The organism is Pectinatus haikarae (assembly GCF_015732185.1).
GTDB classification, from domain to species: Bacteria; Bacillota; Negativicutes; order Selenomonadales; family Selenomonadaceae; genus Pectinatus; species Pectinatus haikarae.
This window is the reverse complement of record NZ_WIQM01000016.1, coordinates 228,598-250,907: the sequence shown is the minus strand read 5'-3', so window position 1 is coordinate 250,907 and position 22,310 is coordinate 228,598. Positions and strand designations below refer to the sequence as shown.

At 38.9% G+C, this 22,310-nt stretch carries 20 protein-coding genes and 1 other annotated feature; of the genes, 18 read left to right on the top strand and 2 right to left on the bottom strand.

The genetic code is table 11. From position 1 onward, the window contains the following. Window positions 1-21: 21 nt before the first annotated feature. Window positions 22-555 carry a hypothetical protein gene (locus tag I6758_RS11745; RefSeq protein WP_196605455.1) on the bottom strand — a complete coding sequence of 178 codons (534 nt, stop codon included), beginning with the start codon at window positions 553-555 and terminating at the stop codon, window positions 22-24. A 274-nt stretch (window positions 556-829) separates the two neighbouring features. Between I6758_RS11745 and hpf the strand changes: the two genes are divergently transcribed. The 17 genes from hpf (at window position 830) to I6758_RS11660 (ending at window position 18,122) form a co-directional block, all read left to right on the top strand. Further along, a complete protein-coding gene (hpf, locus tag I6758_RS11740; protein WP_196605454.1) occupies window positions 830-1,372 on the top strand; it encodes a ribosome hibernation-promoting factor, HPF/YfiA family in 543 nt (180 codons plus the stop codon). Between the two features lie 169 nt (window positions 1,373-1,541). Then, window positions 1,542-1,772: a binding site (T-box leader), on the top strand. A gap of 67 nt (window positions 1,773-1,839) precedes the next feature. After that, window positions 1,840-2,850 (top strand): 3-deoxy-7-phosphoheptulonate synthase, encoded by a 1,011-nt coding sequence (gene aroF, locus I6758_RS11735; RefSeq protein ID WP_196605453.1) that lies wholly within the window; start codon window positions 1,840-1,842, stop codon window positions 2,848-2,850. 1 nt (window position 2,851) lies between these two features. After that, window positions 2,852-3,748 (top strand): prephenate dehydrogenase, encoded by an 897-nt coding sequence (locus I6758_RS11730; protein ID WP_196605452.1) that lies wholly within the window; start codon window positions 2,852-2,854, stop codon window positions 3,746-3,748. Between the two features lie 253 nt (window positions 3,749-4,001). After that, a complete protein-coding gene (prmA, locus tag I6758_RS11725; RefSeq protein WP_196605451.1) occupies window positions 4,002-4,940 on the top strand; it encodes a 50S ribosomal protein L11 methyltransferase in 939 nt (312 codons plus the stop codon). Next, window positions 4,940-5,671 (top strand): 16S rRNA (uracil(1498)-N(3))-methyltransferase, encoded by a 732-nt coding sequence (locus tag I6758_RS11720; RefSeq protein WP_196605450.1) that lies wholly within the window; start codon window positions 4,940-4,942, stop codon window positions 5,669-5,671. The genes prmA and I6758_RS11720 overlap by 1 nt, the downstream gene beginning before the upstream one ends. Window positions 5,672-5,727: 56 nt before the next feature. Continuing rightward, on the top strand, window positions 5,728-7,026 hold the full coding sequence (gene mtaB / locus I6758_RS11715) for a tRNA (N(6)-L-threonylcarbamoyladenosine(37)-C(2))-methylthiotransferase MtaB (RefSeq protein ID WP_196605449.1): 1,299 nt from the start codon (window positions 5,728-5,730) through the stop codon (window positions 7,024-7,026). 74 nt (window positions 7,027-7,100) lie between these two features. Beyond that, complete coding sequence (locus I6758_RS11710) at window positions 7,101-7,448, top strand: histidine triad nucleotide-binding protein (RefSeq protein WP_196605448.1); 348 nt, start codon at window positions 7,101-7,103, stop codon at window positions 7,446-7,448. Window positions 7,449-7,541: 93 nt separating this feature from the next. Next, complete coding sequence (gene rpsU / locus I6758_RS11705; RefSeq protein WP_132550575.1) at window positions 7,542-7,721, top strand: 30S ribosomal protein S21; 180 nt, start codon at window positions 7,542-7,544, stop codon at window positions 7,719-7,721. Between the two features lie 20 nt (window positions 7,722-7,741). Beyond that, window positions 7,742-8,185 (top strand): GatB/YqeY domain-containing protein, encoded by a 444-nt coding sequence (locus tag I6758_RS11700; protein WP_196605447.1) that lies wholly within the window; start codon window positions 7,742-7,744, stop codon window positions 8,183-8,185. A 221-nt stretch (window positions 8,186-8,406) separates the two neighbouring features. Then, window positions 8,407-9,954: a gluconokinase gene (locus tag I6758_RS11695; protein WP_196605446.1), complete on the top strand. Its 1,548-nt coding sequence runs from the start codon at window positions 8,407-8,409 to the stop codon at window positions 9,952-9,954. An 82-nt stretch (window positions 9,955-10,036) separates the two neighbouring features. Further along, window positions 10,037-11,458 carry a decarboxylating NADP(+)-dependent phosphogluconate dehydrogenase gene (gene gnd, locus I6758_RS11690; protein WP_269140351.1) on the top strand — a complete coding sequence of 474 codons (1,422 nt, stop codon included), beginning with the start codon at window positions 10,037-10,039 and terminating at the stop codon, window positions 11,456-11,458. Window positions 11,459-11,683: 225 nt separating this feature from the next. Beyond that, on the top strand, window positions 11,684-13,000 hold the full coding sequence (locus tag I6758_RS11685) for a gluconate:H+ symporter (protein WP_196605444.1): 1,317 nt from the start codon (window positions 11,684-11,686) through the stop codon (window positions 12,998-13,000). 30 nt (window positions 13,001-13,030) lie between these two features. Further along, window positions 13,031-14,557, top strand: a complete 1,527-nt coding sequence (locus tag I6758_RS11680; RefSeq protein WP_196605443.1) for an FGGY-family carbohydrate kinase — start codon at window positions 13,031-13,033, stop codon at window positions 14,555-14,557. Next, window positions 14,557-14,913, top strand: coding sequence for a PTS glucitol/sorbitol transporter subunit IIA (locus I6758_RS11675; RefSeq protein ID WP_196605442.1), 357 nt, complete (start codon window positions 14,557-14,559; stop codon window positions 14,911-14,913). Before I6758_RS11680 ends, I6758_RS11675 begins: the two co-directional genes overlap by 1 nt. Window positions 14,914-14,934: 21 nt before the next feature. After that, complete coding sequence (locus tag I6758_RS11670) at window positions 14,935-16,002, top strand: 2-hydroxyacid dehydrogenase (protein WP_196605441.1); 1,068 nt, start codon at window positions 14,935-14,937, stop codon at window positions 16,000-16,002. A 59-nt stretch (window positions 16,003-16,061) separates the two neighbouring features. Next, a complete protein-coding gene (locus I6758_RS11665) occupies window positions 16,062-17,153 on the top strand; it encodes a zinc-dependent dehydrogenase (RefSeq protein ID WP_196605440.1) in 1,092 nt (363 codons plus the stop codon). A gap of 114 nt (window positions 17,154-17,267) precedes the next feature. Beyond that, window positions 17,268-18,122 (top strand): MurR/RpiR family transcriptional regulator, encoded by an 855-nt coding sequence (locus tag I6758_RS11660; protein ID WP_196605439.1) that lies wholly within the window; start codon window positions 17,268-17,270, stop codon window positions 18,120-18,122. A gap of 7 nt (window positions 18,123-18,129) precedes the next feature. Here I6758_RS11660 and I6758_RS11655 read toward each other — a convergent pair whose 3' ends face one another. Continuing rightward, window positions 18,130-21,000: a DUF3427 domain-containing protein gene (locus tag I6758_RS11655; RefSeq protein WP_196605438.1), complete on the bottom strand. Its 2,871-nt coding sequence runs from the start codon at window positions 20,998-21,000 to the stop codon at window positions 18,130-18,132. A 272-nt stretch (window positions 21,001-21,272) separates the two neighbouring features. On the opposite strand from I6758_RS11655, the gene hrcA reads away from it, so the two are divergent. Then, entirely contained in the window at window positions 21,273-22,304 is a 1,032-nt protein-coding gene (gene hrcA / locus I6758_RS11650) for a heat-inducible transcriptional repressor HrcA (RefSeq protein ID WP_196605437.1), read from the top strand. Window positions 22,305-22,310 lie beyond the last annotated feature (6 nt).

Sequence of the window (22,310 nt, the reverse complement as noted above, 5' to 3'; positions counted from 1 at the left end):
ATCTTCACCCGCATAATTATATTAAAACCCTTTTAAGCGACAAATAAATATTTCACCGTTGATATTTTTTATATGTATGCTGTTTCTGTCAATAGATACTACTTCATAGTTTGAAAAATGGCTGCCTGCGGTCACTGTAGAGTATTTATTATCCAGGATAATGATTGCTGAATATTTATCTTGATCAAGAAAAGTACCTGCCAGTAATGGCAGCGGAGGAGGGGAGGCGACAGCAGGCGAAGAAGAAATTGTAATTTCTTCTTTAGGGACAATAGCTGAGTCAAGCTCCTTTGAAGCTTTGGAAATGGTGTGCTTTTCAGAGTGGACGGCAGAAAAAGGATCACGAAGCGGCTCTGTGCGATGAAGAGGATAATTATAAAGTGGAAGCTTTTCAGCGGCATTTGCGTCATAGCTTGATTGAAATGGCTGTGTTGGTAATTCCCGCGTGTCCATTTCAAGGAAAAGATAGACAGCAAAAATTGCTGCCGGAAATGAAAAAAGTATTATTTTTCGTTTTTTATACAGAGGCAGATGAGTTTTAAAGAGCATTTTCATAATAACTTCCTCTAAAAAATGAATATAAACATTTTCAGTATATGATCTTTTTATTTAACTGTCAAACTTTTGTGATTTTTCTCACACGTAAAAGAATAATTGCAAAAATATCGATAATCATAAAAAAATTTGTAAAGTAAGCTTTGCTATTTATAAAATTACGATCTTGTTATTAAAAAATATTTAAAAATATTATTTTTTAAAGGTTTTTGATTATTGTCAGAGAATATAGTATATAAAGATCCACGAATCATAAGAAAGGTGTTGAAGCTATATGGCAACATTTACTATTAGAGGAAAAAATATTGAAATCACTCCAGCTTTGCGCGATTACGTGGAAAAAAAGGTCGGCAAGGTAACGAAATATTTTGACACCGTTGGAGAAATAACAGTCTTGCTCACGGTAATAAAAGGCAGGCATATTGTCGAAGTCACTGTTCCTGTGCAGGGCATATTACTGCGGGGCGAAGAATCGACAATGGATATGTATACGTCTATAGATCTTGTTATAGAAAAATTGGAACGTCAGATACGCAAACATAAAACAAAATTAGAACGCCGTTTTAGAAATGGCAGCTTTAAAATTGAAGCAGTACCGCCGATATCGGCAGATGAATCAGCCGGCAGCGAAGATGAGTATCCTGTCGTCAAAACAAAACGCTTCGCAGTAAAACCGATGGATGTACAGGAAGCTATCATGCAGATGAATTTGATAAATCATGAATTTTTTGTATTTCGGGATGCAAAAACAGAAGAAGTAAATGTAGTATATCGGCGTAAAGATGGCAACTATGGTTTGATAGAGCCAAGCCGCTGATATTGTGATAGACTGGCATAAAAAAGGCAGATATTTATCTGCCTTTTTGTAATGTAAAAATAAACAGAATGTGTTTTTTGTTGCGGCTAAATAAGATCGTTGCATATAACAGTTTTACAAAAAGATTGCTTGACAAATATAAAAAATGTTGGTATATTGCTATACAAGATGAAATGCAGTGAGCAGGAAAAGTACACTGGATGGTATTTTGCAGAGAGTCATGGGGTGGTGAAACATGATAAATATGCCGGTGGAAATACACTTGTGAGCAGCAGGCTGAAATTGCAGTAGGCTGTGCCGGATTGCCCCCGTTATCTTGGGCTAGGATATGTTAGTATCTGAAATAAGCGGCTTGCATAAGCAAGTAGGGTGGTACCACGGGTAATTGCTCGTCCCTTTTTGGGGACGGGTTTTTTTGTTTGCATTCATCGCATATTTTATATTTTGATGATTTTGGAGGAATTAAGATGATTATTGTAATGAGTCCTGACGCTTCGCGGGAAGATTTGAACAAAGTTGAGGAAAAAATAGAGGCAGAGGGATTATCTTATCATTTATCTGAAGGTGCTGTAAGGACGATTGTGGGTGTGATAGGCGACAAGAAAATTATTTCTGGTTTGCAGATGAATGCTTTTCAAGGGGTGGAAAAAACGATTCGTATTACAGAAAAATATAAATTAGTAAGCCGTGAATTTCGGCAGGAAGATACTATAGTCGATGTCAATGGAGTAAAGATAGGTGGTCCTCATTTGGCAGTGATGGCTGGTCCCTGTGCAGTGGAAAGCAGAGAACAGCTTATGGAAGCCGCAGAATGTGTAAAAAAAGGAGGAGCGGCCTTCCTGCGCGGCGGAGCATTTAAACCGCGCACCTCTCCGTATGATTTTCAAGGGCTTGCAGAGGAAGGCCTGGCTATGCTAAAAGAAGCCGGTGAAAAATTTGATTTACGTGTAGTTACTGAGGTGGTAAATCAAAATGATATAGATATGATCAGTAATTACGCGGACGTATTGCAGATTGGTGCGCGAAATATGCAGAATTTCCAATTGCTCAAGGAAGTGGGAAAAACACACAAACCTGTGCTTTTGAAAAGAGGATTGTCAGCGACTATAAGCGAGTGGCTCAATGCTGCTGAATATATAGCTAATGAAGGAAATTATAATATTATATTGTGCGAGCGCGGTATAAGGACATATGAAACTTTTACCAGAAATACTTTGGATCTGAGTGCTGTAGCTGCCGTTAAAGAGCTGTCGCATCTGCCCGTTATTGCTGATCCCAGTCATGGAACAGGCAGATGGCAGATGGTGCGGCCTATGGCAAGGGCGGCAATAGCAGCAGGAGCAGACGGACTTATAATAGAAGTTCATCCGCATCCGGAATGTGCTTTAAGTGACGGAGATCAATCCTTGACACCGCAGAATTTTGAATCGACTATGACTGAAGTCAAGGCAATAGCAGCCATGATGGGAAAAAGATGACATGGCAAAAATGAAACTGGCGATTTTGGGTGTGGGACTTATCGGCGGGTCCTTTGGAATGGCAATAAAAGATAAGCTTAAAGATGATATTTATATAACGGGGACTACCCGTACCGAAGTATCCTGCCTGACTGCCGAAAAAATAGGGGCAGTGGATAAATGCTTTCTCAGCAATGCGGAGGCTGTTAAGGATGCTGATATAATCTATCTGAGCACACCTGTGTTGCAGATGGTTCCTATTGTCAAACAAATAAGACCTTATCTGAAAAACGGGGCTGTAATAACGGATGCGGGCAGCACCAAGCAATATTTGGCAAATGCTTTGCGCAAGATACTGCCGGATTCTGTTCATTACGTGTCGGCACACCCGATGGCCGGAAGAGAAAAGAGCGGTGTGTCCGCAGCATCAAAAGATTTATTTAAAAATAAATGCTACGTGATAATTAAAGACCCGGCTATGCCGGTTTCTGAAGATGCCGTGGAAAAAATCTGCGCTCTTATCAAGATGACAGGCGCAAATATAACTGAACTTGATCTGGCCAGCCATGATCGCTGCGCTTCTTTGATAAGCCATGTGCCTCATATCACCGCAGCTGCATTAGTGAGTCTCTTGAACCGTAATTATAACGATCTTGACGAGTGCATAAAGCTCGCGGGGGGCGGTTTCAAAGACACGACCAGGATTGCCTCATCCAATGCGGATATGTGGGCGGATATATGCTTGTCTAATTCTGCAGCCATCGTGAACAACTTACAGATTCTGCAGGAAATATTATCAGAAGTGACAGGAGCGATAGAAAGTAAAGACAGAGAAAAGCTGTATGATTATTTTACTGTAGCTAAGGAAATGCGGGATAAGATACTGAATGAAACAAAAAGTATATATGAGATAGAGTGATTTTTTAGCAGTGGATGAAGTATTATCAGCAGATATATTATTTAGTAGATTTTCCTTAAAAGAAGAGCCAGCAGAAGATTCAGCTGAGTTTCTTCTTTTTTATTTTGTGAAATGCAGTCTGGTATGCTGAGGGACTGAGGATAAAGACACGATAAAAGGTGAAAATAAACTGGACTGGAATGACAAGTATTTTGAAATCCGCTATAATGGATAATAAATTAATAAAAATGATTCGGATATGAGGAGCAATAAAATGGATTGGATGCAAATTTCTGTTCGTACTTCGCACGAAGCAATGGATCTTATCGCTTCTGTTTTTGACGATATTGGTGCAAATGGGGTAGCTATGGAAGACCCTGCTATCATAAATGATTATATAAATTCTAAGCTTTGGGATTATACGGATATTCCGCTGCAGCAAAATGTCGAAATCGTTATAGTGGATGCTTGGCTGCCAAAAGATGAGCTGCTTGATGGAAGAATTAAAGCTTTGAATGTTCGGTTGGAAAAATTGTCTAAAACAGTGAATACTGCTCCCTGCGAAATGACATACTCAGATATAAAGGAAGAGGACTGGGCAAATAATTGGAAAAAATATTTTCATCCTGTAAAAATTGGTGAAAAAGTGGTTGTGAAACCATCCTGGGAAAAGTATGAGAAAACGGAAAATGAATTGGTAATAGAATTGGATCCAGGATGTGCTTTTGGCACGGGGACTCATCCTACGACCTCTATGTGTGTAAAATTTATGGAAAAATATCTGCAGAAAGATATGAAAGTGTTTGATGTAGGAACAGGTTCCGGTATTTTAGCTGTATGTGCTGCAAAACTCGGTGTCGAAGATATACAGGCGGCAGATTATGATAATGTGGCAGTAAAAGTTGCAAGTGAAAATATAAGAAAAAATAATGTATCAGATAAAATCAACTGTTTTCAAAGCGATCTGCTGCAAAACTTTCAAGGTAAAGCTGATTTTATATCGGCTAATATTATAGCCGATATAATAATTCGGTTATTTGACGAAATTTCAGGCAAGCTTGATAAAAAAGGGATACTTTTAGCCAGCGGAATAATAGAAGAGCGTTTACCCGATATAAAAACAGCGGCAAAAAAACATAATATGCATATTGTTGATATAAAGGAAAAAGGCGGTTGGGCAGCATTGATAATAAAGTACAGGGAAAATAACTGATGCGCCGATTATTTATAGAAGCTGAATTGGCAGAACGCATTGTGATCGAAGGTGAAGATGCGCTGCATCTGCTTTATGCTATGCGTGCCAAACCAGGACAAAAAATAGTAATATCCGATAAGAATGGCAAAACGGCAAATACACAGATTGAGTCATGCGAACCGCAGAGAGTAATTTTAAATGTTCTGGGACTGATGGAAAATATACAGGAATCGCCGATAAAGACAATTCTGCTGCAGTGTCTGCCGAAGGCTGACAAGATGGATTATATCGTCCAGAAAGCAGTTGAATTGGGCGTCAGCAAAATAATTCCTGTAGCCAGTCAAAATTGCGTTGTAAAATATGACATTGACAAGCGTCAAAAAAGGCAGAAAAAGTGGCAGAAAATTGCGGATGAAGCTGCTAAACAATGCGCCAGAGATGTGCGACCGGAAATATGTTCGGTGATAAATTTTGCAGAGGCTGTTGAAACGGCTGAAAAGAATATCACCTGCATTTGTTATGAAAATGAGGATACTTTACCATTTAAACAATACTTACAACAGCAAAACGGCAGTAAGTATGCCGTTATCATAGGACCTGAAGGCGGTTTTTCTGCTGAAGAAGTGCAAAAATGCAGAAGGGCAGGAATAACAAGCGTATCACTGGGGAAAAGAATATTGCGTGCGGAAACAGCAGCAATAGCCGCGTTAACGATATTGCAGTATGAAAAAGGTGATCTCGGCACTTGAATATGAAATTGCATATTTAACTATAGTGACGATAGTTGTACGAAGAAAGGATTTATATGTCGAAAGTTGCATTTACTACACTTGGCTGCAAGGTCAATCAGTTTGAAACAGAAACAATGATGGGACTTTTTCGGAAGAAAGACTATGAAATAGTTGATTTTACGGAAATGGCCGATTTTTATATAATAAATACATGCTCGGTAACGCACTTGGGAGAGCGAAAATCACGTCAGCTGATAAGACGGGCTATACACCTCAATGAAAAAGCTGTTGTCGCCGTTACAGGTTGCTATGCGCAGCTGGAACCGGAGCAAATAGAAAACATTGAAGGCGTAAAGGCGATAATAGGCACTAATGAAAGAAAAAATATTGTGGAAATAGTGGAACGCGCTGCTCAGAAGCATGAGTTCGTGACAAGCGTAAAAAATGTTATGCAGGACCATGATTTTGAAGATATACCAATGTTTGGCATGCAATCCAGGACAAGAGCTTTTTTAAAAATTCAAGATGGATGCACAAATTTTTGTTCCTATTGTATTATTCCTTATGCAAGAGGGCCGCTGCGTTCACGGCCGATAGAAAGTATAAAGAAAGAGACCCAAAAACTTATAAACAATGGTTTCCACGAAATTGTTCTTGGCGGCATACATCTTGGCTCCTATGGACGGGATATGAAAGATGGGAGTTCCCTGTCAGATGCAGTTAGAGCAGTACTTTCTATCGATGGAGTAAAACGAGTGAGATTAGGATCAATAGAATCAATAGAAGTTTCAGAACCGCTGCTGGAACTGCTGGCGGGCAATGATAATTTTGCCCATCATCTGCATCTGCCGCTTCAGGCAGGCAATGATGTTATCTTGAAGAGAATGAACAGACACTATACGGTAAAAGATTATGCGGAACTGCTGAATAAAATTGTAAATAAAGTGCCGGATATTGCCGTCTCTACAGATGTGATAGCAGGGTTCCCCGGTGAGACGGATGAACAATTTATCAACAGTATAGAATATATTAAAACACTGCCCATATGCCGCATACATGCGTTCCCCTATTCGAAACGCAGAGGAACACCTGCCGCAGATATGCCGCAGCAAGTGGACGATGCTGTGAAAAGGCAGCGGGTGCACATCCTGCAGGCACTAAGTGATGAAAAATCACGACAATACTGCAGCCGCTTTCTGGGAAAAACGCTGTCAGTATTGTTTGAAAAGACTATGGAGGATGGAACGGCCGACGGACACACAAGCAATTATATCAAAGTATATACACGAGAAAAAATAGACAGAGGAAATATACAATCTATGAAAATGACAAAATTATATAAAGACGGGCTGTGGGCTGAGAATTTATTTTGAGATTTAAGAAGGTATTGCAAAATAAAAAACGAATTATTATAAAATAGGATTTTTCCTCGAACGGGGGTGCAGCTATGTCAGATTGCATTTTTTGTAAAATTGTTTCCAGAGATATACCAGCTGATATCATTTATGAAGATGATATGGTCGTTTCTTTTAAAGATCTGGAGCCTCAGGCACCTGTGCATATATTGATCGTACCGAAAAAGCACATCAAAAATCTTAATACTGCCATACCGGAAGATAAAGATATCGTATCACATATAATGGTTGATGTTGTTCCAGAGCTGGCAAAGAAGCTTAAGATCGCGGATGACGGATTTCGTCTTGTAGTGAATACAGGAGTCAAGGGCGGTCAAACTGTAGATCATCTTCATTTTCATCTTATCGGCGGTAGATCCATGCAATGGCCACCGGGTTAATTATTATTGACAATTGTACTGTTTGTCAGTTATAATTACTTGGTGTAGCGAACAATACACTCCCATTGCGTGTGGAGGGGAGGGAAGATATAAATGTCAGAAGTTAAAGTTGGAAAAAACGAAACAATTGACAGTGCGCTTCGTCGTTTTAAACGCACTTGCCAAAAAGCAGGTACCCTCGCTGAAGTCAGAAAACGTGAGCATTATGAAAAACCTAGCGTAAAACGTAAGAAAAAATCTGAAGCTGCTCGTAAACGTAGATTCAGAGCTTAAAGAACGCGGAGGTTAAAGAAATGTCAATCAAGGATAGGCTTATGGCTGATATGAAGGAAGCCATGAAGGCTAGACAGGCAGATCGTCTTACTGTTATCCGTTCAATGCGTTCAGCAGTGCGTCAGGCTGAGATTGACGGCAAGACTGATCTTGACGACAATGGGGTGATCAGCATTATAAGCAAAGAACTTAAAATGCGTCATGATTCACTCACTGAATTTCAAAAAGGCGGCAGAGCTGATTTGGTTGAAAAAACTGAAGCAGAAATTGCTGTTATAATGCCTTATTTGCCAAAACAGTTATCAGAAGACGAGTTGCGTGCTTTAGTAAAAGATGCTGTGGAAAAGACCGGGGCATCAACGGCTAAGGATATGGGCAAAGTCATGAAACTTATAATGCCGGAAGTAAAGGGCAAAGCTGATGGAAAATTGGTAAATGATGTCGTCAGAGAATTGTTGAACTAAATAAGAATGAAAACATGTTTTCCGATTGGGAAGCAAGAAGCCTCTGTTATTTTAACAGGGGCTTTTATTATGTTTCAAAACATATGAAATAATAGATATGATATTTTTATATCAAAAAAAAATATTTAAAATGATTTATTTATTGCAAAAAATATAATCATGTGGTATTATTTATTCAGAAAATAAAATATATTCAGGACGAAAGGAAGGTAGGTATTCCAATGAAAAAAGATCCTCCTGATCAAGTATGGATAGGTGTAGATATTGGCACTACGGGAGTGCGTGCTATAGCATATATGGCTGATTCTACAAATATAGGTTCGTCGGAGGCATTTTATCCGCTGCTGACACCACGGCCTGATTGGGCTGAGGAAAGTCCGCTGCAAATTTATGAGGCTGTTCAAGAAGTGATAAAAAATACCGCCGATCAGCTTCGGTATAAAAATATAAAAGCATCGGGAATAGCTCTGAGTACAGTTATGCATAGTTTTGCAGGTCTGGATGAGGCTAAAAAACCGTTGATGAATATGCAGACATGGGCAGACAGCCGCAGCCTGAATATAGTACGTGAATTGAAAAAAGATACTGAGCTGTCAAGGGACTTTTATAACAGAACATGTTGCCCCATTCATGCTTGTTATCCTTTAGCAAAAATCTTATGGCTGCGTAAGTATGCTGAAGATATATTCAAAAAAACTAAATATATAGGCTCATTAAAAGATTACATATTTTATAATCTGACGGGTGAATGGGTTATTGATCATTCTACCGCCAGTACCAGCGGAATGTACAATGCAAAAAAAATGGATTGGGATGATGAAATTTTAAGGTATGCAGGTGTAAAAAAAACTGCACTGCCGGCCATAGTTTCTACCACTTATCATTCATTTTTAAGCAGGCGGGCAGCCGAATTTCTTCATCTGCAAAGTGGAATGCCGGTAGTCATCGGCGCAACGGACGGCGTGCTTGTCAATGTGGGGATAGGTGCAGTAAATCCGGGGCAATTGAGCGCTACTATAGGTACAAGCGGTGCATTGCGTATGTTGACGACCAAACCGATGGTCGATAAGCATATGAGAACTTGGTGCTATAACCTGACAGATGAAATGTGGGTAGCCGGAGGAGCGATAAATAACGGCGGTATGATATTGCGATGGCTGCGTGACAAGGTTTGCCATTACAGCAAAAATCAAATGGAAAACATAGATGTAGATCCGTACGATCTGATGACGTTGAAAGCGGGACATGTAGCACCGGGCTCTGAAGGACTGATATTAATGCCGTTTTTCACAGGTGAACGGGCACCTTATTGGAATTCGGAACTGCGTGGTATATTTTTTGGATTGTCTTTAAATCATGGACGCTCGCATATGATTCGGGCCGCAATGGAAGGAATCTGCTATTGCCTGAATAGTGTATTTATGGCCTTGCAGGATTTTGGCAATATCAAAGATATAAGAGTAAGCGGCAGCTTTACTAAATCTCCGCTATGGCTGCAAATACTTGCGGATGTTCTCGATCAAAAGCTGATATTACCGGGCAATAGTGAAGGTGCCGCCTTTGGTGCAGCTGTTCTTGGATTTATTTCTGACGGTACTTTAAAGAATATAAATGAAACGGCAGCACTGGTTAATTCAAAAAAAATTTTTGCACCAATTGCCGAAAATACGGAAGTGTACAAGCGATTATATGACATATTCAGCAGATTATATTTCAATTTGCAGGATGAATTTGCAGATATTGTTTCTTACCAGACTAAACTGCATTAAAAATTTTGGTTAAAAGGATATTTTTTGCGCATCATGAAATATAATTAAAGAGTATAATATTTATTACAAAAAGGGACAGGTGATGACAATGCCGGAAATGGATATAGGCATAATCGGAATGGCTGTCATGGGAAGCAATCTTGCTCTCAACATGGCGGATCATGGTTTTAAGGTAGCTGCGTATAATCGTACAGCCAATCTTACAAGAGAAGTAATTAAGAATACACCGCACAAAAATTTAGAAGGATTCTATAGTATGCAGGAATTCTTGCATTCGCTGAAAAGTCCGCGCAGAGTGATGCTTATGATCAAAGCGGGCAAACCAGTTGATTCAGTAATTGAAGAATTGATCCCGCAGCTTGATAAGGGCGATATAGTAATTGACGGAGGCAATTCCTTTTTTGAAGATACTATACGGCGCTATTCGTATCTAAAGGAAAAGGGGATAAACTATTTTGGTGTTGGAATCTCCGGCGGCGAAAAAGGTGCAAGATTCGGACCATCCATAATGCCGGGGGGGAATAAAGATCTATATAAACATGTGCAGCCTGTTTTTGAGGCTATTTCAGCGCATGTGGGTGAAGAACCCTGCTGCACCTATATCGGTGATAATGGTGCCGGCCATTACGTAAAAATGGTTCATAATGGTATAGAATATGCCGACATGCAGCTTATCGCAGAGACCTATCTGCTGCTCCGTCATGTAGGTGGTTTTGATAATAAAAAATTATCGGAAATATTTCATGAGTGGAATAAAGGTGAGCTGCACAGCTATCTTATCGGTATAACGGCAGATATTTTTGCTGAAAATGACGAAAACAATCAAGATGGACAACTTGTAGACAAAATATTGGACAGTGCAGGACAAAAAGGAACAGGGCGCTGGACCAGTATTCAGGCTTTAAAGCAGGGCGTTGATATTTCCATGATCACTGCGGCGTGCAATACACGTGTCTTATCCAATTTACGGGAAGAACGGAAAAAAGCTTCTGCTGAAATAAAAGCACCCGTATATGACAAAAAAATGAGTGATTCTTTTATAGAGGAAGTACGTAAAAGTCTGTATGCGGCTAAGATAATTGCTTATGCTCAAGGATTTTCTCTATATAATTCGGCTAGTAAGGAATACGGATGGGATCTTGATTTTGGGAAAATAGCTTCTATTTTCCGTGCCGGATGTATAATACAGGCTGAGTTTCTGAATAAGATAACGGAAGCTTATGGGAAAAATAAGAATCTGCCGAATTTAATGTTTGACAAATTTTTTCTTGAAAATATAAATGAAAATCAGTCAAGTTTACGTAATATAATTTGTCTTGCCATAAATAAAGGAATTCCTGTACCGGCTTTGTCAAATGCGCTGCAATATTTAGATGCTCATCGCAGTCCGCAGATCGGTGCTAATCTGATTCAGGCGCAAAGAGACTATTTCGGCGCGCACACATATGAAAGAACTGATAAGGAAGGCGTATTTCATCATGAGTGGCAGGAGCACTATAAATAAACTGTGAAAGCTTTGCAGTTATATTGCAAGGATAATTTCTCTGCGGATTAGTAAGGTAAGTCTGCAGAGAAATTAACTGCAATACAAAATCGTATTTATAATTAATTTTATATTTGGAAATTTGTGTATTTACTTTAAATATATAAATTTTGTTCAGAGTTACTATGTTCTATATAATACCAGTTATTTGCTAATGATATTTACATTTTTAAAGGAGTGAAATTTATGCCATTAATTATTTTAGCAATTGGAATAGCCATTTTGTTTTTTTTAATCGTTAAAGTTAAACTCAATAGTTTTTTGTCGTTAGTATTGGTAGCAGGCATTGTGGGATATGCAGAAGGACTGCCGATTACTCAGATCATCCCCACGATCGAAAAGGGGCTGGGGGGGACTCTGGGGGGGCTGGCAATAGTCGTATCCTTTGGCGCAATGCTCGGTAAGCTTATGGCAGAAAGCGGCGGAGCGCAGAGAATCGCTACCACGCTTATCAATGTATTCGGTCGGAAGAACGTAAAATGGGCCGTATGTATTACAGGATTTATTGTAGGGATAGCATTATTTTATGAAATTGGCTTTGTACTGTTAATACCACTGGTATTCACTATTGCCGCCTCAGCCAAGATCCCTCTTTTGGAAGTAGGGATACCGATGGCAGCGGCTCTTTCCGTAACACATGGTTTTTTGCCGCCGCATCCCGGACCTACGGCTATTGCCGTTATTTACAATGCTGATATCGGGCTTACTCTTGTGTACGGTGCGATAATAGCTATTCCTACTGCAATCGTAAGCGGGCCGCTGTTTTATAATTGTGTAAAAGGTTTGAATCCGGAAATACCAGAGGGATTATATAATCCAAAAGTATTTAAGGATGACGAAATGCCGAGTTTTCTAACCAGTATTTTAACGGCACTCATTCCCGTTGTTTTGATGGCTGCCGCTGCGATAGCTAAATTGACACTTGCTAAGGATTCATTACTGTTCAATGTTCTGACATTTTTAGGAACACCTGATATGGCACTTGCAATTTCTGTGAGTATTGCTATATATACTTTTGGACTCAGCCGCGGAAAATCAATGACTGAAATAATGAAGACAGTGGAAAGCGCTGTTCTGGCCATCGCTATGATACTTTTGATTGTCGGCGGCGGGGGAGCGCTGAAACAGATACTCATAGACAGCGGTGTCGGCAAATACATAGGAGAATTATTGTCGGGTTCGAATATGTCTCCGCTGCTTCTGGCATGGCTTATTGCAGCTGTCATCCGTATCGCCTGCGGTTCTGCTACGGTAGCAGCACTCACTGCCGGTGGAATTGCGGCACCTCTTGTGGCTCTGACGGGAGTAAGTCCTGAACTTATGGTTCTTGCTACAGGTGCGGGTAGTTTGATAATAAGTCCGCCAAATGATCCCGGATTTTGGCTTTTTAAAGAGTTCTTTGGCCTTACTGTTAAGGAAACTGTAAAGACATGGTGTGCACTGGAAACCATAATTTCAGTTATGGGACTTATCGGTGTACTGGTGATTTCAATGTTTGTGTAACCTTAAGGTTATAAAAGGAGAGACAATACCATGGGATATTTAATGGGTATTGATGTGGGTTCAACAAATTATAAAGTAATTGCCTGTGACTATGACGGCAACTTTTTATCCGTATCTACTCGCCCGGGGAATACGGTTTATAAAGAAAACGGGTGGGCCGAATTGGATCCTCAAAAGATGTGGGAAAATATCGCTGCCTGTATAAAGGATGTAAGTGATGCATTGTCAGAAGATAAATGTGTAGGTATAGGTGTAGCTGCAAACGGAGAAGATGTGCTGTTGGATGAAGCAGGTTATCCGGTTCATCCGACGATACGTTGGTTTGATACGCGTACAGATAAAATAGCTGAAGAATGGGGCCGATTTGGTGTAGATAAAGTTTATGATATAACCGGTATCAATCCTAATCCTGTGGCCGGAATCACGAAGCTGCAGTGGATTATGAAGAATCGGCCGGAAGTTATGAAAAAAGCAAAATACTATATACAAATACAGGGCTTTATCAGTTATAAATTAACAGGGACAGCTAAAACAAGCTGGACAAATGCCTGCCGTACGATGGCTTTTGATCTGCGAAAACGGCAATGGTCTGAAGAAATAATCGAAGCATCAGGTCTGCCCAGAGAAATTTTTGTTGATCCTATCCGTCCTGGAGAATTGGTAGGGTGTACTACAAAAAAAATAAAAGATATTACCGGATTACCGGAAGGCACGCCTGTTTATGCCGGAGGAATAGATTATGCGTGCGGGACTTTCGCTACAGGAATAATCAAATCAGGTCAAATGCTAGATTCTACCGGAACAAGTGAACAAATAGTGGCGATTGTTGATGAACCTAAAAATGATCCTGAATTTATTGGTAAAAACTTTACTTCAGTATCATATGTTGTAGACGATAAATATTATATTATGGGTATGATTGTTTCTTCAGGCGGAATTTTTGAATGGTTTAAAAAAGAATTTAAGTGTGCTTCTTTTGAAGAACTCATTGAGGAAGCTGAAAAACAACCGATCGGTTCTAATGGATGCATGCTGATGCCGTATTTTTCAGGCAGGTATTCATTAGGCAGTGATCCATGTGCCAGAGGAGCGTTTCTAGGAGTAACAAGAGCGTCTAAAAGAGGAGATTTTGTCAGAGCCATATTAGAAGGGCTGTGCTTTGAAATGCATAGTATCATTATAGAAATTGAGAAAATGTCAGGTAAAAATATTGATTCTATTTATGCTATAGGAGGAGCAACAAAAAGTGATTTTTGGCTGCAGATGAAAGCCGATGTTACGGGTATTCCGGTGAAAAGCAAACAGGTCCCTGAAGCTGCAGCACTGGGAGCGGCTATGTTGGCAGGTCTTGGAGCGGGGATTTACAAAAATTCTGAAGATGCGGTCTCTAAAGTTGCGTTCCCAGAAAAAATATATAGTCCTGATGCAGAAAAACATATAAGGTATATGCAGCTTTATGAATCATTAAATTCTAAGATGTATCCTGCGCTTATAGAATTCAATAAAAAAGTTACTGAAATACAGACCAAGTTTTTATCCTTGAGGAGGAATTTATAGTGAAATATGAAGTTGTGATCACTAATATAGGTGAATTTGTACTGCAATTTATGCAGACACGTGACAGTATGATCCTTTTTGATAAGGATGTTCCCTATGAATACATGAATATGGTAGTAGCACATAGCAAGGGTGAAATAGATGGAGAAATAGCAGCAGGTGATAAACTGCATATAGCAGGTATGGAGTATGCGGTTACAGCCGTTGGTGATGAGGCCATGCGTACTTTGAAAGAAAAAGGACATTGTACTTTGGTTTTCAAGGGTATGGATAAGGTTGAGCAACCAGGACATATAATGCTGAAGGGGAACGGCCTTCCGCGTGTAATGATCGGAGATACAATAAGATTTGAATAAAAATATTTGGAGGTTTTATTAATGCAAATTTTAGTAATAGGTGATCCATTATTATCTTCACAGAAATTAGCAAAAGCTGTTTATGATGTTTTGGGAAAAAATATAAAGGTTCATTGTGTAGATTGGAAGCCGGCCAGTAATGAAGAATTTTGGTATTTGCGCAGCATTGTAGAAAAGCAAGGTCCGTCTGTAGGAAAACCGCCCCGGGAGATATTTGACTTTGTGTCTGAGGTGGATATGATTATTACGCAGCATACGCCAATCAATGCACAAATTATTGAAGCAGCAAAAAAGTGCAAGATTATTGGCGTATGTCGTGCCGGTGTGGAAAATATCGATGTAGATGCCGCTACTAAAAGGGGGATCGCCGTTTCAAGAACAATGGGACGCAACGCGCATGCTGTATCTGATTATACGGTGGGATTGATGCTTGCTGAAATGCGCAATATAGCACGTGCTCATGCTGAACTAAAAAAAGGTAATTGGAAAAAAGAGTATACTAATGTTTCTTTTGTAGGAGATATGTATGAAAAAACAATTGGTCTCGTTGGTTTTGGCTATATTGGACATTTAGTGGCAAAAAAACTCAGCGGATTTGATGTGAAAATTTTAGTATATGATCCATATGCAAAAGATGACGATATTAAAGCTTGCGGAGGGAACAAGGTAACATTGGAGTACTTGTGTAAAAATTCTGATTTTATCAGTATGCATGCACGTTTGACAGATGAAACACAAGAGCTTATGGGGGCCGATCAATTTGCCGTTATGAAACCGACAGCTTATATTATAAATACGGCCAGAGCTGGATTGATCGAGGAACAGGCACTTATTGATGCTCTTCAAAAAAAGAAAATTGGCGGCGCAGGCATTGATGTATATTGGGTGGAACCTCCAGCGGCTGATCATCCGTTCATGTCATTGCCAAATGTAACCATTACACCTCATCTGGCGGGTTCTACAAAAGATACATTCAATAGAACACCATATATATTGCTGCAGGAAATTAAAAGAGCGGCCGGGCAAGGAGATCTGCGCTGGTTTGTCAACTCAGATGAAGTGAATGTTATTCTCGATGAATTTAAATAAATTTTTCAACAGAAAAATATTTAATTATATTGAATGAGGCGGAAGGAATGACTTAAAATATGAAAGCAGCGATATACAGAGGCATTAATGATATAAGTGTGGAAAATATTGAAAAACCATCGGTCGGAAATGGGGAATTACTTGTAAAAGTCAAAGCCTGCGCTATATGCGGAGGAGATTTACGAACATTTAAACATGGACATAATTCCATAAAGCCTCCCATTGTATTGGGACATGAATTTGCCGGTGCCATTGTCGAAACAGGAGAAGGAATAGAACGATATCACACAGGGAACAGAGTAATTGTTGCGCCCGGAATTGGCTGTGGCAGTTGTTCCTATTGTTTATCGGGTCACCAAAACTTATGTCCGACAAGAAAAACAATTGCTCATATTTATAATGGTGGTTTTGCCGAATATGTGAAGATACCGGCAAATGCAGTACGAGCGGGAAATGTTAATTTTATTCCCGATGAGGTGGATTATTTGAGCGCTTCGTTAGCGGAACCGCTGGCTTGTGTGATAAATGGTCAGGAGGCCATGAATATACAGCTTGGAGATACAGTAGCAGTGATTGGTGCAGGTCCTATAGGATTAATGCATGCGGAACTTGCCAGAGCACACGGAGCAGGAAAAGTTTTTTTGATTAATCGCAGCGGCAAGCGACTGGAAGGTGCAAAAAATTTTAAATATGATGCATATATTGATACAAGTAAAGAAGATGCAGCAACAAAGATAATGGATCTGACTGAAGGTTTAGGTGTAAACGCTGCTATAGTAACGGCAGGAAGTGCAGATGCTCAAAACATGGGAATAAGAATATCTGGTAAAATGGGAAAGGTATGTTTGTTTGCAGGACTTCCTAAAGATAAACCCTTGTTGAATTTTGATGTTAATTTTATCCATTATCGGCAGATTACATTGTATGGAACATTTTCATCCGCACCACGCCATAATGCACTGGCCATTGAAATGATAAGAAGTAAGAAAATTGATGCTGATAAACTTTTGACACATATAGTTGCGCTGGATGATATTTGCAGAGGGATGGAGCTGGTTGAGAAACGCGCCGGATTGAGAGTCGCAGTCATACCGGATATGCGTGCAGTAGATGAAGATATAAAAAAGCATAAAAATATAATAGTCGGTTAAAATGTAAAATCCTTAAGCAATTCAATTATTTTGTATTATTTGTTTAAGGATTTCTTTTTTTTTATTTTTTATAGTACAATAAAAATACAATTTACTTTAAAGTGAGAGATATAAATGAAAAAAGAGAACCAGATACAATTGCCGATTCTGCGCAGTTCCTATGATAACCTTACTAAATCTGAGCGGCGTATAGCCGATTATATATTGGCCAATGCAAAAAATTTTATAGAACAAACGGTATCCGACATAGCAGCCAATACCGGCAGTTCAGAAATAACGGTATCTCGATTCTGTAAAAAACTTGGTTTCAGTGGTCTGCAGGGGCTTAAAATAGCACTTGCCAGAGAAATATTTTCTCCTGACGAGACTGTATATCAGGATATAAGTGTTGACGACAACTATGATATACTGGCCGGTAAAATCTTTAAGAACATCTCGGATGGGCTGCAGGATACGCTGAAGCTGTTGAATTTCAAAGATGTGGAAAGTGCCGTTGAGCTGCTGAGCAAAGCCAGACGTATAGTCACTTATGGTTTTGGCAATTCAGCTACTGTCTGCCGCGATATTGAAACAAGATTTATTCGTTTTGGCATACCCGTACAGGCTTATTGTGATTCGCATCAGCAATTTACATCGGCGTCTCTCCTCAATGAAAATGATGCCGTAATAGCGGTATCTCATACGGGAGAGTCAATTGAGCTGCTGGAGTCAGTTAAGATAGCCAGAAAAAGCAAGGCAAAAATTGTTGCTGTAACAAGTTACGCGCGTTCTTCGCTGGCAAAGCTTGCCGATATATCATTGAATGGTATGGGACGCGAAGTGCATTACAGATCTGAGGCTGTGGCATCCAGATTGATCCATATGGCGATTATTGATCTTCTATATACAGGAATAGCAATAAAAAATCATGATTCATATATGAAAAACATTGGCAAAATGAGAAAAGTTATAGCGCAAAAAAGACTGTAATAGATTCTCAATCAGTAAGATAATCAAAAATATCTGTACGTACAGGCGTCTCCAATTTATAGTTAACTTCAAAGCCATTAAATTGAGGTGCAGGAATGGGGCCGCCCGCAGCTTTTATTTCACCCAGAAAATAAAATTCTTTACCTTCCTTTTGATCATAAGATTTGCGGACAAATAAATAAAGATGGTTACCCTCTGTGGTGTCGTAAACGTGTGAGGCATCTGTAGAATCAATTTTCCTGTTCGATTTTGAGTAAGCATTTATGCAGTTATTTGCCGTAAATTTATTTGCGTAAGCAACACGTTTTTTGTCAGAATTTACATAATTGATGAAAACGGGCATGGTTTTGGTTGTTTTCTCATAGAAATATCCTGCCATGGCATTGGGATTAATCTTTTGCGGCCAGTTGAGCAGATAACAGACTTCTTCATAAGTATATTTTCGATAGAGGCAAAGACAGGTATTTTTATAATTGTTTGTGTAATATTTTTCAAAGCGTGCTTCTGCAAAATGGAGCAGCATTTTAAGTTTGTCCTTAAAAATTTTATCTTGCAGATAATAAGAAAATTCATCGGAAATTATATAGTTATTGCCTGTGCTTTTTATAAAAACACAATGCTTATATTTATTCCTTTCATTGCTGATTGTAAACATATTGGTCAGATTTCTGATCACAGATTTTTTTTCGTTCATAGTTAGCTTTATCCCATATTTTGATCGTAATCGTTCCGTGAATTTGGCAGAGAGGATGCCAGTGTTTTCTAAAAGAAGGTTCAGCATTTCTATTTCATGAATCCGTTTACCATGAGCAAAACGTTTGCAAATGAAAAGAAGAATTTCTTCCTGTTCAGTGGAAAAATTCACTGTATATTTTTTTTCATATTTTTTCAGAAAAAAATGATATGAACCAAATTTTTCCATGTATTTCAATATGTCAATCGTTCCGAAAGCGCTGAAATCGCTGAGCAACGGAATTTTCCCCAGCTTATTTTTCAAATCATCGTAAGCTTTGCGGAGAAGGGTTGTATCATTGAAGCGTGCTGTATCAATAGCTGCATAAATATTTTTTCGTGCTATCGGATCAAAGCTGACAGTGGAAGGACCGTGCAAAAGGTTTTTACCGTAGTTTATACAACGGCGAAGATTATCTTTATTGTAAGAATTATCGCCAAAAAGAGCTATCGGAATCATAAAATTATTAGTATAGTTACCTATAAAATCAAGAATAACCACATAATCTTTTTCTGTGCATTTTCTTAAGCCTCTGCCCAGCTGCTGAACGAATATAATGGGAGATTGGGTAGGACGCAGCAAAATTATTTGATTTACCTCAGGTATATCAATTCCCTCATTCATGATGTCCACGGAAAAAATGTAGTCTATGCCGGTCATCCTGTCTTTCTGGGCTAATTTTTTTACTGCATCAGATCTGGTTTTCTGCGAATCTCTTGCAGAAAGCGCGAGTGTGTGGAAGCCTTTTTCATTAAATGAACAGGAAAGCGTATAAGCTTCTTCTCTGGTGCGGCAAAACACGAGTCCTTTCACGCGTGTACCGCTGCAGCCATAAAAAGAAGCTTTTTTTATTATATGATTGACGCGTTCGTGACAGGTTAATTTACTGAAGGAAATATCATCACTGACAGGTTTTCCGTTCAGTTGAATATCGGTTATGCCAAAATAATGGAAGGGACAGAGCATGTTTTCACGCATTGCCTCCTGAAGTCGTATTTCATAAGCAATATTATTATCAAACAAACCATATATATCAAAATCGTCCGTGCGTTCTGGGGTGGCTGTCATGCCAAGCAAAAAAGCAGGTTTGAAATAAGCTAAAAAATGCTTATATCCATCTGCACCGGCTCGATGTGTTTCGTCAATAATTATATAGTCGAAATCTATGGGAGAGAAAAGTTTTATAATATGTTCCTTCATTAGCATGCTTATACTGGCAAAAGTAAAATCAGCATGAATGTCTTTTTGCTTTCCTGTCAGAAAACCGGTAGAAATATTATTGCCTAAAATCTTTTTATAGCTTTTTTCAGCCTGGCGCAATATCTGTTCACGGTGTGCTACAAATAAGACTCTGCGTGGGTTAAAGCTTTTTATATCAAGGGCACTTAAGAAAGTTTTTCCTGTTCCTGTTGCCGAAATCAGCAGTGCCTTGTCTTTCCCATGCTGGCGGAGCTGAAGCAGAGAAGCAAGTACAGTTTTCTGCATCATGTTTGCGCGTATTTTAGGCGATTTTTGAAAAATAGCAGTTTCAAATTTCTTGCGGGAAGCCTGAAGCAGATTATAATACTTTTTGTATTCTTCAAGCCATTGGTCAGTTATTGGTTCAGACCTATCCCAGAGCAGGGCAAAACGATCGGTAATCTTTTTGTATAATTCACTGTTTTTGGTACAAATAAGTTTTGTGTTCCATTCTTCGTTTGCTTTCAAAGCTTCCTGCGTTATATTTGCGCTGCCTATTATAATAGAAGCCTCTTGTTTTGTGTAAAATATATATCCCTTTGTGTGCAGGTTGTTTTCTGTGTAGATCTTCAGTTTAATATTGGAAAAACGGCGCAGTTCAGCCAAAGCTGAAGGATCGGTAAAATTCAGGTAATCAGAAGTAATGATTCTGCCTTTGATTTTGTTTTTTTCCAATAGGCTGAGACAATCTTTAAGAAGCAGTAAACCGCTCTTAGTAATAAAGGCTGTGACGAAATCAAAACTTGTGCAGTTTTTTAATAATTTTTCCAGCGAAGATATAATGCTGCGATTTTGTGCAAAATCATTGTAGACAAGCTCAGATCTCAAGGTTTCTTTTGAAGGAGAGTCTGTATCAACAAAAGATGTGAGCAGAGCTTTCGTAAAATCAGAACTGATTTGTTTCATAGAAGTTTCCCCAAACATATGATATTGAAATAAATATATTATATAATATATTCAAGCGCTTTAGAATAAATATAGTTTCTGTTTTTGATATTAAATTTATACTGGGAATAGCTGAACAACATAATATTTTCATAGATAAAAAATTACGGGCAAATTTCTTGACATTTTGATTAAATGGTTGTATATTTTTAATTAGAAATTAGCACTCACTAATTGAGAGTGCTAATAAATACCCGCTGCATTTTAAATTTGGCTAAAGAGGAGGTGGCATGATGCTTGACAAAAGAAAACAGCGTATACTGCAGGCTATCATTGATGATTATATATCAACAGCTGAACCTGTGGGTTCACGTACTATAGCCAGAAAATATGACTTGGGAATAAGTCCGGCTACTATACGCAATGAAATGGCTGATTTGGAACTTTTAGGCTATATTGAGCATCTGCATACTTCTTCCGGACGTGTTCCTTCTTCCAAAGGATATCGCTTTTATGTGGATGATCTTTTGACTCCGACAAAAATCACAGCTACGGAGATGGATACGATTCAGCAGTGGTATGATACAAAAGTACAGCGGCTGGACGGTGTTTTTCGTGAAACGGCCAAAATCATATCGCATCTTACCAATAATGTTTCTATGGTTATAACACCGCAGCTGGCAGAATCTACATTCAATTATATAAAATTTGTGTCGCTTGATGATCAAAATGTTGTGGCTGCGATTATGAGCGATACAGGTTATATTGAAAATAAAATAATAAAAATGCCTCATGGATCATCAATGCTTGATTTTGAACAGATAGCCGAGTCGCTTAATGCTTATTTATCTGGGAAAAAAATAAGTGAGATCAGCATGGGCGCTATTCATAAGATGCGTTCAGAGATGATTGATACAGCTGCTTTCAATAAAATAATAGATATAGTTGAGCATGCTCTGGCAGGAAAAAAACGTAATCAGATTTATACAGAGGGAACACCGCAGCTGCTTGATCAGCCGGAATTTCATGACATCAATAAAGTGAAAAATATACTGCTTATGCTTGAGGAAGAGCCTATTCTTCGTGATATTCTGTACAGTCAGATGCAGAAGTCAGATACCGGTCTTACTGTTACGATCGGACAGGAGAATAAGTATACAACGATAAAGGACTGCAGTATAATAAAAGCCACTTACCATTTTGACGGACAGCCTCTCGGTACTATAGCAGTCTTAGGACCAACAAGGATGGAGTACAGCAAGGTGATAGCTTTATTGGAGTTTATGAATGAAAATATGGCTCGTATGCTGAAGCGGTTTTTATAAAATATA